The organism is Paenibacillus sp. BR1-192 (assembly GCF_029542445.1).
In the GTDB taxonomy this organism is placed as follows: domain Bacteria; phylum Bacillota; class Bacilli; order Paenibacillales; family Paenibacillaceae; genus Paenibacillus_AQ; species Paenibacillus_AQ lautus_A.
The window spans coordinates 4,075,545-4,087,621 of the sequence record NZ_CP120718.1 but is presented as its reverse complement, the minus strand read 5'-3'; the positions used below and the strand labels follow the sequence as shown (position 1 = coordinate 4,087,621).

Genomic DNA, 12,077 nt, shown 5'->3' with positions numbered 1-12,077 from the left:
TATGAAATCAACGAATAAATTTAGCTTGCCTGGCCGTTTGTTTGATATGATCAATGTTCTGTTCCTCCTTCTGCTCGTTTTGACCATGGTTATTCCGTTCATAAATACACTCGCGCTTGCATTCTCATCCAATTTTGCTTCCATGCAGCCGGGGATCGTACTCTGGCCCAAGGAATTCAGCCTTGAGGGATTCTCAACCGTATGGAACCGCATGAAGCTTTATTTGCCTTTTACGAACAATGTCATTGTGACCGTTGTCGGTACCTTAGGTCATGTCTTCCTAAGTTCCATGGCGGGCTATGTCCTGATACAGAAAGGACTTCCCGGTAAAAAGTGGATGTTATCCGCGATCCTGCTAACGATGATGATTCCAAGCGAGGCCATCATGATACCGCTCTATATCGTGAATCAGGATTTAGGACTCCTTAACACGCTGTCCTCATTAATACTTTCAGGTTTCGTATCTGGATTCAGTGTCATCCTCATGCGAAATTTCTTTTTGAGCGTTCCTTACGAAATGTCGGAATCTGCCCGGATTGACGGAGCCGGAGATCCTCGGATCTTCTTTACGATGTACTTGCCGCTTGCGAGCGCAGGACTGGCAACGGTTACGCTGTTTGAGTTCGTCAGTCGCTGGAACCAATTCACGCCGGCCGTCCTTTATATCAACGACTCGTCCAAATATACGCTGCAAATCGCGCTGAAATCGCTCATCGTCGATACCGATTCGACCTCGAGCAATTTCATGATCACGACCAATGTCCGAATGGCGGGGATTGTCATTGCCCTGCTCCCGCTCATCATCATCTATCCGTATGTGCAAAAGTATTTTGTCAAAGGAATGTTTGTCGGCGCAAATAAAGAATAGGCAGAGAAGAGGAGGAATTCATATGACACAACAAATCGAGCGGAGGACCACATCGGTTTACAAACGATACATTGAACATTCGGAACAAAGTTCGTACATTGAAATTCCGTTCCAAATGCCACCGGATGTCGAAGAAATTCACGTAAGCTATCTGGTGGATTCCCGTGGCGGCGACCCTGCCGAAGCGGTCATTGATCTAGGGATACGGGACGCGGAGAAAGTAAGAGGCTGGAGCGGAGGGGCTCGTCAGGAATTCAATATCGGTCCGAATACAGCCACCCCGGGTTATCTGCCCGGACTATTGGCCACAGGAGAATGGGCTATTCTCCATAATGCCTACAAGGTGCCCGCTGAGGGTTGCTTGGTCACGATCGAAATCGAGTTTACCTACAAAACATGGCGCTGGCTGAAGGGAGATCTTCACACGCACAGCGTTCATAGCGACGGGTCTTATACGTTGGAAGAAAATGCGGCCATCATGGAAAGCCTAGGCTGCGATTTTATGGCCATGACCGATCATAATACGAGCAGCCAGAACCTTGCCTATCCGCGCGGGACCTCGGTGCTTATGATACCGGGTACGGAGTTTACGACGAATTATGGTCATAGTAATTTCCTTGGCGTGTCGAGCCCCATGGATGATTTTCGCGTATCGGGCATATCCGATGTTCACGAGAAGTTTCGAATCGCCCGCGAGCGGGGGGCCAAGATTGTGCTGAACCATACGCACTGTGATCACTGCCCGTGGGTGTGGGATTTCGATGTGGATTACGACGGGGTAGAAATTTGGAACGGGCCATGGAGAGAGCACAACAGACGCGCGCTTTCTTGGTGGCAGGAGCAGCTTGTCGCAGGGAGACGCCTGGTAGCCGTAGGCGGAAGCGATGTGCATCGACCGGATTCCTATGTGAAGCATGCGATGCCATGCGTATGGGTCTGGACCCATGAAAAAACGGTGGAGGGTGTTCTAAACGGTATTAAGGATGGCCGCGTCGTGATTACCAATTCGCCAGACGGCCCTTTTGCCAACCTTCAGTGCGGTGATTACGGGATTGGAGATGAAGTGCCATATGAGCAAGCCAGTCACGAGGTGGTCGTTCAACTGGATGATTTAATGGCGGGCGATCTGATTCGCCTGTACAGCGAGCGCGGTCTTGAGGCAGAAACTGCTGTCGACTCGGAAGGTGGCGTTATACTGGCGTTTGACGCAAAGCATAGATGCTTCTTACGGGCAGAGGTTTGGCGGCAGTTCGGACAGGCGGATAGCATGTCGATGGCTGTAGTGACAAACCCCATCTATTTTGCTTCGAATGGAGGTACGGCGAAAATAAGTGATTGAAAAAAAATACTGGAATGTTCGTTCCGAATAGTCTATACTCGTGTTGAGAAGGAGGAGGTATGAATGGGACGGACCAAAGAATTTGACCGTGAGCAGGTGCTTCGCAAAGCGATGATCGTTTTTTGGGAGAAAGGGTACGAGGGGGCAAGCATACCGGATTTATTGCAAGCGATGGAATTAAGCAGGTCCAGCATGTACGAAACATTTCAGGATAAACAAACGCTTTATTATGAGGCCATCCAGCAATACAAAAAAATGTCGCAAAAAAAACGCGATCTGATGAACCATGCCCCTTCTGCGATCGCCGGGATCCGCCAATATTTTGAGCTGCATATCACGAACGCGTTTGCGACGCACGGTGAAGCTTACCCGAACGGATGTCTGATTACGAACGCTTCCGTGGGTCTGGATGCCATGGATGAGCCCTTGCAGAATACGATTCGCCAAAGCTTTACGGAGCTGGAGCAGCTGTTCTACGAGAAATTAAAAAAGGGCCAGGAAACGGGCGAAATTTCCCCCGAGAAAGACATAAAGATGCTGTCGTTCCTGCTGCTTAATCTCAACCACGGCATCAACGTGATGGCCAGGATCCAAAGCGACAGCGATAAAGTCCGCGGCATGATGAACGCCGTTATCGAGTCGCTGTAGAGCTTTTTTTTTCATCATTCCGGAACAATCATTCCGATTGGATCCCCCTTGCTTAAGCATGAAGGGGGAACGTATTCCCATATTGGAATGAACGTTCCAATATGATTACACTATCATTTTTATAAAAGGAGTGCTTCTCATGAATGTTAAATGTTAATGGAAATGCAAAGGGCAAGTTGGAGATTTCCGCGTCCCCCTGGATTATGCTGATTCTTGCTGTTGCGTGCGGCTTGATCGTTGCCAATCTTTACTATACTCAGCCTTTAGTTGAGTCGATCAGTTCATCTATAGGATTATCTTCAGGAGCCGCAGGGGTTATCGTCACGCTGACCCAAATCGGTTACGGGATCGGCTTGCTGTTCTTCGTTCCTTTGGGAGATTTGCTTGAAAATCGCAAACTGGTGGTTACGCTGCTGATGCTGACGGCCATCGTCTTAATCTTTGCCGCCGCAGCCCGAAACGCCGCTCTGTTTCTTGCCGCCTCCTTGTTTATCGGCGTGGGGTCCGTTGCGGCCCAGATCCTGGTCCCTTATGCAGCGCATCTCTCCCCGAAGGAGACGAGAGGACGCAATGTCGGTAATGTCATGAGCGGACTGTTGTTAGGAATCATGCTGGCCCGTCCGGTTTCGAGTTTGGTGGAAAATTACTTCGGCTGGCATGCTATCTTTATGATGTCATCCGCCATTCTCTTCGTGCTGGCTCTGGTTTTGATCAAAGTACTGCCGGCAAGGAAGCCGCAAACAACCGATAAATATCCTGCAATCATCACATCCATGCTGGGGCTGCTGAAAACGACGCCGATACTACGTCGCAGGGCGCTGTATCACGCTTTTCTGTTCGGGATGTTCAGCCTGTTCTGGACAACGGTTCCGCTTGTATTAACAAGTCCGCTGTATCACTTTTCCTCTGCAGGCGTTGCGTTGTTTGCTTTGGCTGGAGTATCAGGCGCTGCCGCCGCACCGCTTGCCGGCCGCTTTGCGGATAAGGGTCTGATCCGGCCCGCAACCGGAATTGCCATCGTGCTGGTGATACTATCCGGACTTTTGCCGATCGTGTTTGCCGGCGGTTCTCTGCTTTCTATCGTGATCCTGGTACTTGCCGCCATCCTGCTGGATATGGGCGTGTCCGCCAATTTGGTGTTGGGACAACGCGCGATTTTCACGTTGGGAGCCGAGGTGCGGAGCCGGCTGAACGGCTTGTATATGGCGATCTTTTTTGCCGGCGGGGCCATAGGCTCCGCAGCCGGGGGATGGGCCTACGCTATAGGCGGCTGGAAAGCGGCGATGTGGCTGGGCGTTCTTTTTCCGGCCTTGGCATTGCTCTACTTTTTGACGGAACGAAGGGTGGAGCGCGGCAGCAAATAAGAAAAAGCGAAGCATGTTTTCATCAAGCGGTTAAAGGATAAATTATAAATAATATGTAGGGTATATGTATCGTAGATAATCCATAATGAGCAATTAAAAAGAAATGTCGCCTAACGTTAAACGTTATAATGAGTGTAATTCGCGTGAGCGAGACCATACGAAAGGGTGGGACGATGTCAGAAACCGAAGATGCCCAGAAAATCCATTGGAAAAGGAACATCATTCTCTTTTTAAGCAGCCAAACACTCTCGCTGTTCGGGTCTGCCTTGGTTCAATATGCCATTATGTGGCACATTACGCTGACGACGCAGTCGGGCATCATGATGACGCTGTATATTATTTGCGGATTCATTCCGACGTTCCTGCTGTCGCCTTTTGCCGGGGTATGGGCGGACCGCTTCAACCGTAAAACGCTCATTATGATCGCGGATTCCATGATCGCGGTGGTTACGCTGATGTTGGCCATTACGTTTATGCTTGGCTATCAGGCGGTTTGGCTGCTGTTTATCATTTCCGCCGTACGCGCGCTCGGGGCCGGCATTCAGACTCCAGCGGTCGGAGCCATATTGCCTCAAATCGTGCCGCAAGATAAGCTGACGAAAGTAAACGGTATTAACGGCAGCCTACAAGCGCTGATCATGTTCGTAGCGCCCATCGTCAGCGCGGGATTGCTTACCGTAGCAACGATCGAAGCGATTTTTTTTATCGACGTCGTTACGGCTGCGATCGCGATCTTTACATTGTTTGCCTTTCTCAAAATCCCGCTGCACAAAAAGGCGTCGGACACGCAAAGCACGGGCTATCTGGACGATTTCAAAGAGGGCTTGGCCTACATTAAACAGCATGCTTTTCTCAAGTCGTTTTTTATCTTCTTCGCCTTTTTCTTCGTGCTTATGGCGCCTGCAGCCTTTCTGACCCCGCTGCAGGTTACCCGCAGCTTCGGGGACGATGTATGGCGCTTGACGGCAATCGAAATCGCGTTTTCCGTCGGCATGATGGCTGGAGGGGGGATCATTGCTTCCTGGGGCGGCTTTAATAATAAAGTGTACACGATGGCTATAGCCAGCTTCGTCATGGCCGTGTCCACGTTTGCGCTCGGCATTGTGCCTGTTTTCTGGATTTATTTGGCCATCATGGCTGTATTCGGAGTAGCGATGCCCATATTTAATACGCCAACGACCGTCATGCTGCAGGAGAAGGTGGATGAAAATTATCTGGGGCGTATATTCGGTGTCTTCGGGATGATTTCGACTTCCATGATGCCTATCGGGATGCTGATATTCGGTCCGCTTGCCGACGTGGTCAAAATCGAATGGCTGCTGGTCGGTACCGGATTGTTTATGCTCGTGCTTACCGTTTTCTTCATGCGCAATAAGCGATTGGTTGAAGCGGGCAAGCCGCTGCCGCAGGAAGAAGCCTCACCGAATTAATTTACCGGATCTCATCTCAGTAACATGAAAGCCGCATGACATATGCGGTTTTTTTGTTCTTAACGCATAATTATGCCGTTTTGTATACCAGGAAAAGTAGTATATCATAGGGATAACATAGATTAAGATGAAACATGTGTGCAGGGGGGCTTATGAAAAAAGCAAACGCTAACTTAATGAAAGAAATCAATTTAAATAATGTTCGCAAAACCATGAAGCGAGTAGAAACGGCGACGAAGCCCCAATTGGCGTCATTGACCAAGCTGAGTGTGGTTACGGTGAATTCGTTGGTCAAGGAGCTGTACGAGCTTGGGGAATTGTTTGAAGACGATATCGTTCCGTCCAACGGCGGGAGGCCCGCGCTTACCTATAGATATAATTATAATTTCAGCCTGGCTCTTGTCGTTTATTTGAAGGAGAAACAGGGAGAAGAGCTGATCTCGGCAACCGTCGTGAATTTGGAAAATGATCTGTTGACCAAAGAAGAATACACCATGCCTGTGTTCGATCGACAGCGCTTCTATGAAATCATTGAGCATTACATTGGGCTTTATCCCTCCATCAAGGTGATTGGCATCGGCATACCGGGACAGGCCGTCAATGGAGAAATTACGGTAAGCAGTCATCGAGAATTAACCGGGTTTCGCATGATTGAAGAGATCGAATCTCAATTCGGGCTGCCCGTAATGGTCGAGAATGATGTGAATGCAGCCATTAGCGGTTATTCGATGAAGGAAGATTTGGAAGGGGACCAATGCGTGCTAGGCATGTACTTTCCTATGAAATATCCACCCGGCCTAGCTATTTATCTCGATGGGAGGATCGTTAAAGGGAAGAACGGCATGTCGGGCGAGATCAAATTTCTGCCCATTGGCCTGGATTGGAATCAAGAGATGACAACGGAGAAGTTTGTGCAAGCTGTGTGTAAAATCATACATACTGTTAATGCCGTCCTGGCACCTGACAAAATCGTGATATATCAATACCGAATGGAGGCAGATGCCTGGTCTCAGGCTTGGGAAGCTTATCGGCTTCAACATCCCATGCCTTCTTACCCTGAAGTGGTGTTGAAGCAGACGTTTCAAGAGGACTTTGAAGCAGGCATGCGCTGGCTAACCCTGCAAGAATTGGAACCGACCCTTGATCTTACAGTTGACCGGAACCCTCGGAATTGAAATTCCGGGGGTTTTTGCGTCTAGAATCTTGACAAAAAAAAGATGCTGCTGCATATTAAATTAATACACTTTATAAAGACAATTTATTTAGTGGAAACGATGCATTTATAATGGGAGAAGGTGTACGCTTGGCAACCTGGTTTTTGATTATCATTTATCTGGCTTTTATTAGTTTGGGACTACCCGATTCTTTACTTGGATCGGCCTGGCCGGTGATATGGCCCGACATCGGGTCTTCCGTCGGCTCTGCAGGAATCGTGTCCATGGTTATTGCAGGAGGAACCATTGTTTCTAGTCTGGCAAGCGGCTCTATGATAAAGCGGTTAGGAACAGGGAGAATCACCCTGTTCAGCTGCTTCCTGACTGCAGGAGCACTTCTTGGTTTCTCCTTGGCTCCCTCTATGGCATGGCTTGTCGTTCTGGCCATTCCACTGGGATTAGGGGCGGGTGCTGTGGATGCCGCTTTGAATCATTATGTTGCTGAAAATTATAAGGCGCATCATATGAACTGGTTACATTGCTTTTGGGGTGTCGGGGCAACAATGGGGCCCATGATTATGTCCTCTTACATTGCAGATCATAATTCTTGGAGAAGCGGATATACAGCTGTATCCATAATCCAGTTCTCGCTCGTAATCATTTTGCTCATTACGCTCCCTTTATGGAAACGCGTCGCAGCTATGCGGGAGATTGACCGGCCGCAAACCGAAAATGTAGTCGATAATGAAAAGCGCCAACAGGAGCAGATCGTAAAAGCAGGCATATTTCGAATCAGAGGCGTTAAACCAACGCTTACGGCATTTTTATTCTATTGTGGAGTCGAAACCACGGTGGGGTTGTGGGGAGCTAGTTACCTTGTCGGTGCTAAACATATTTCAGCCGATACGGCTGCCATATGGATTTCTTTATATTACGGAGGTATTACGCTAGGCAGACTGATTACCGGCTTTATCACGCTGAAGGTTGGCAATCGTCTGTTGATCCGCTATGGACAGCTCATCACCATTCTAGGAGGGATTATCCTTGTGCTACCTCTTAGTGCTTCCTTTTCTCTGACGGGATTCATGCTGATTGGACTTGGCCTTGCGCCCATTTATCCTGGACTTCTTCATGAAACGCCGTCTCGGTTCGGAAAAGAACATTCGGCCAAGCTGATGGGTTATCAAATGGCCGTCGCCTACACGGGGACCACGCTGCTTCCCCCCATGTTTGGATTGGTCGCTTCGCAGACAAGCATCGGATTGTTCCCTTCCGTTGTGCTTGCCTTCCTCATCTTCATGTGGCTAAGCGCCGAGAAAGTGAACCGAATTTTGAGCAAGCAAGCGAACCAAGGGACGTAATTGTTGGCGTCCACCACATGATAACCACAAAGTTGGTGCTATAAGAAAAAGGAGCTAATGAGCATTAGGTCTACAGATCCTTTATCTATTAGGGCAAGAAAAATGAGGGAATCGATATCAGGCGATCATGAACTTTAAAGTTTACCCAATTGATATTATGTCAACTGATCCAAAAGACAGAAGGCTGCCGAAGAGGCAGCCTTCTGTTCATTGTCGTATGGAAAATAACTCTACGCACCATGATTCGTTAATTTCTGACGGAAAACCAAGTCTTGTATTTGGGTTATCCAAAATATTGAGACCTCACCCTAAATATGGTACCTATTCATCAGATTAGGAATTCGATAGAATGAAGACGTCCTCAGCTGTAAGCGTTTTCCTACAGGCGCTCATGCTGAGAGCACACAATATGAACAAGGGAGGGTATTCATGAAGAGATCTTACGCGGCGGAAAGGCGGTACTTGCAAAAGGGATTGAGTTTGTTCTTCGCGGTTGTCATGCTGGCAAGTGTCGGATTATGGCCAGCTTCGAAGGTCAAGGCAGCAGATTCCACGGTTACCTCGATGGATTACTTTTCGGCGGCTGACGGACCGGTCATCTCCAAATCAGGAGTCGGACAGGCCAGCTATGGCTTTGTCATGCCCATATTCAACGGAGGCGCAGCTACTTGGAATGATGTAGCCCAAGACGTGGGCGTCAAAGTGAAAGTGGGCGGCAACTGGGTCGATATCGATAGTTTGAGCAGCTTTATTTACAATCAGAATTGGGGACATTGGAGCGACGGAGGATTTACAGGTTATTGGTTCACGCTTTCTGCAACGACAGAGATTCAGCTGTACTCGAAAGCGAATGGGGTTACCCTGGATTACAGGCTGGTGTTTCAGAACATTAACAAAACCACGATCACAGCCATGACGCCGACCCAGGGGCCGCAGATTACTGCAAGCTTTACGGGTGGCGCCGGTTTTACCTACCCTACGTTCAATAACGATCCTGCCGTGACCTATGCAGCCGTCGCTGATGATTTGAAGGTGTATGTGAAACCGGTTAACAGCAGCACCTGGATCGACATCGACAACAACGCTGCAAGCGGCTGGATCTATGATCATAATTTCGGACAATTCACCGATGGAGGCGGCGGGTACTGGTTTAACGTTACGGAGTCGATCCACGTCAAATTGGAATCGAAAGCCTCCGGGGTTAACGTTGTGTATACCATCACTTTTAATGAAGCCGTACGAAACTCATATGTCATTACGCCTTATGAGGGAACGACCTTTACGGCAGATGCAAACGGTTCGATCGGCATTCCGCTGCCTAAAATTGACGGGGGAGCGCCGATAGGCAAGGAGCTTGATAATTTCGTATACCAGATTAACATCAACGGGCAGTGGGTTGAGCTGGGGAATTCCGGCCAGAGCGGATTTACATACGCTGCCAATGGCTACAACAACATGTCCGATGCGAATCAGTGGGGATATTGGGCCGATTATATTTACGGCCTGTGGTTTCAGCCCATCCAGGAAGATATGCAGATCCGGATCGGCTATCCACTGAACGGGCAAAAAAGGCGGCAGCGTGGGCAGCAATTACGTCAACTACACGTTGATCGGCAATCCCGATGCTCCTCGTCCGGATGTAAGCGACCAAGAGGATATTGCGATCGGGACACCAAGCGACCCGGCCATTCAAGGCATGAACCTCATTTGGCAGGATGAATTTAATGGCACGACATTGGATACAAGCAAATGGAACTATGAACAAGGTTATTATCTCAATGATGATCCAAACACCTGGGGGTGGGGCAACGCGGAGCTGCAGCATTATACCGATAGTGCGCAAAATGTGTTCGTGCAGGACGGGAAGCTGAACATCCGCGCATTGAACGATCCCAAGTCTTTCCCGCAGGATCCAAACCGGTATGCCCAATACTCCTCCGGTAAGATTAACACGAAGAATCATTTTACCCTGAAGTACGGACGAGTCGACTTCCGTGCCAAACTGCCGACAGGAAATGGCGTATGGCCGGCACTATGGATGCTGCCGCAAGACAGCCCTTACGGAACATGGGCAGCATCCGGCGAAATCGACGTGATGGAAGCGAGAGGGAGATTGCCAGGCTCGACGAGCGGTGCCGTGCACTTCGGTGGAACATGGCCGGCGAACCAACATATTTCTGGCGAATATCATTTCCCGGAAGGGCAGAACATCAACAATGACTATCATGTCTATTCCGTCGTATGGGAAGAGGACAACATCAAATGGTATGTGGATGGCAAGTTCTTCTTCAAGGTGACGAATGAACAATGGTATTCCTTGGCGGCACCGAACAATCCGAACGCACCTTTCGATCAGCCTTTCTACCTCATCATGAATCTGGCGCTCGGCGGAAATTTTGACGGCGGCATTTCTCCGAATCCGTCCGATATTCCTGCTACGATGCAGGTCGATTATGTGCGGGTTTATAAAGAAAACGGCAACGGAAATCCCGGAAATGTGCCGGTTACCGGCGTCACGCTGAATCCAACCTCCGGACAAGTGGAAGTGGGGCAGAGTCTTCAGTTAAACGCCGGCATAGCGCCCTCCAATGCAACGAATAAGCAGGTCACTTGGTCCGTTTCGGGTGCGAGTGTTGCCTCTGTGAGTCAGGAAGGCGTCGTGACGGGGCTCGCTCCGGGTACGGCAACCGTTACGGCTACAAGCGTCGATGGCCGGAAAACCGCTTCTTCCACGATCACGGTGGTACCGGCGCCATCCAGCGTGATTGTCATCGGCGATGAGGTGAGGGGACTGAAAAAAATCGGCAATGACCTGCTGTTCTATATCAACGGCGCAACCTTTGCCGATCTGCATTACAAGATCAATAACGGCGGGCAGCTGAACGTAGCCATGACCCCAACGGGGAACGGCAACTATACTTACCCTGTAAACAATCTCAAGCAAGGGGACACCGTCGAGTACTTTTTCACCTATAACCCGGGACAAGGAGCCTTGGATACCCCTTGGCTCACCTATATCCATGGCGTGACCCAAGGAACGCCGGAGTAAATCGATACTTCGGCAGATCATTGCTATTAACTGGAGATACGGTTATTTATTTCGGTTGCAGGAGTACAATTCACATCCTCTAACAGACGGGGGCGAAGTCTTACGACTTTCCTCCGTCTGTTATTTTGTTTTTCTTATAGATCATCACGCGGGTATTGCAACTCGGCTTGAAACATCGGGAAGAAACGCATGGGTTCAACAACTCCTTAACAGGAACCATTTTTTTAAGACGTTTTACCTAACGATGTGCCTTGTGTTTTGATATAGTTATGGAAGAAGCTGCCGCGAACACTCGAAAACAATCTTGTAATTTTATGACCCGCCACCAGGGAGGAGATGCGGATGAGCAAGCGCTTTTGGTATGTCTTTTTGGCAATTTGCGTCCTGATGCTGCTTAGCGCGACGGTATATTCGGCAAGTCAAAACCGTACCTCGTTCAAGGAGCTGGTCCTTGATCAGCTGAAGGAGTCCGGCTCGAACCGTGAGCTGGACATTGTAAGAAACCGGAACCGCCCGAACGAGCAGCAGCTGAAAATGACGGATCAAGCGGAGATTGATCGCATCATGAACGGCTTCTCGGATCTCAAACTGCGTAAGAACAGCGTAAGGGATCACAGCGGCGACGAATATGAGATCCTGTTGAGTACCGAAAACGGGCCGACCTTCACGCTAGTCGTTTATAGTCCGGACCATATACTGATTTATAACCATTCGAGCAAGCATAAAAGATACGGCAAGGAGTATAAAATCGTGAGCGATTTTGCTCCAGGCATCCTTGAATCCCTGTTCCGGTGACAAATTGTTGGATGAAAGCATTCTTCGTATTGAAGAATGCTTTTTTTCTTTTGCAGAATACAAGGTATA

General features: G+C 49.1%; 10 protein-coding genes. All 10 read left to right on the top strand.

What is annotated here, in order from left to right:
• Position 1 precedes the first annotated feature (1 nt).
• The 10 genes from P0X86_RS18125 (at position 2) to P0X86_RS18080 (ending at position 12,008) form a co-directional block, all read left to right on the top strand.
• Positions 2-868, top strand: a complete 867-nt coding sequence (locus P0X86_RS18125; RefSeq protein ID WP_213578895.1) for a carbohydrate ABC transporter permease — start codon at positions 2-4, stop codon at positions 866-868.
• A 22-nt stretch (positions 869-890) separates the two neighbouring features.
• Entirely contained in the window at positions 891-2,207 is a 1,317-nt protein-coding gene (locus P0X86_RS18120) for a CehA/McbA family metallohydrolase (protein ID WP_277746107.1), read from the top strand.
• Positions 2,208-2,270: 63 nt separating this feature from the next.
• Entirely contained in the window at positions 2,271-2,855 is a 585-nt protein-coding gene (locus tag P0X86_RS18115) for a TetR/AcrR family transcriptional regulator (RefSeq protein WP_096774064.1), read from the top strand.
• A gap of 143 nt (positions 2,856-2,998) precedes the next feature.
• On the top strand, positions 2,999-4,219 hold the full coding sequence (locus P0X86_RS18110) for an MFS transporter (RefSeq protein WP_277746106.1): 1,221 nt from the start codon (positions 2,999-3,001) through the stop codon (positions 4,217-4,219).
• Between the two features lie 173 nt (positions 4,220-4,392).
• Positions 4,393-5,649 carry an MFS transporter gene (locus P0X86_RS18105; protein ID WP_277746105.1) on the top strand — a complete coding sequence of 419 codons (1,257 nt, stop codon included), beginning with the start codon at positions 4,393-4,395 and terminating at the stop codon, positions 5,647-5,649.
• Positions 5,650-5,801: 152 nt separating this feature from the next.
• The gene (locus tag P0X86_RS18100) at positions 5,802-6,824 is read left to right on the top strand and encodes an ROK family protein (RefSeq protein WP_277746104.1); all 1,023 of its coding nucleotides are present in this window, start codon (positions 5,802-5,804) and stop codon (positions 6,822-6,824) included.
• A 128-nt stretch (positions 6,825-6,952) separates the two neighbouring features.
• Entirely contained in the window at positions 6,953-8,164 is a 1,212-nt protein-coding gene (locus tag P0X86_RS18095) for an MFS transporter (protein ID WP_277746103.1), read from the top strand.
• Between the two features lie 429 nt (positions 8,165-8,593).
• Positions 8,594-9,883 carry a hypothetical protein gene (locus P0X86_RS18090; RefSeq protein WP_277746102.1) on the top strand — a complete coding sequence of 430 codons (1,290 nt, stop codon included), beginning with the start codon at positions 8,594-8,596 and terminating at the stop codon, positions 9,881-9,883.
• A complete protein-coding gene (locus P0X86_RS18085; RefSeq protein WP_277749054.1) occupies positions 9,861-11,213 on the top strand; it encodes a family 16 glycosylhydrolase in 1,353 nt (450 codons plus the stop codon). Before P0X86_RS18090 ends, P0X86_RS18085 begins: the two co-directional genes overlap by 23 nt.
• A 342-nt stretch (positions 11,214-11,555) precedes the next feature.
• Entirely contained in the window at positions 11,556-12,008 is a 453-nt protein-coding gene (locus P0X86_RS18080; protein ID WP_277746101.1) for a hypothetical protein, read from the top strand.
• Positions 12,009-12,077: the final 69 nt, after the last annotated feature.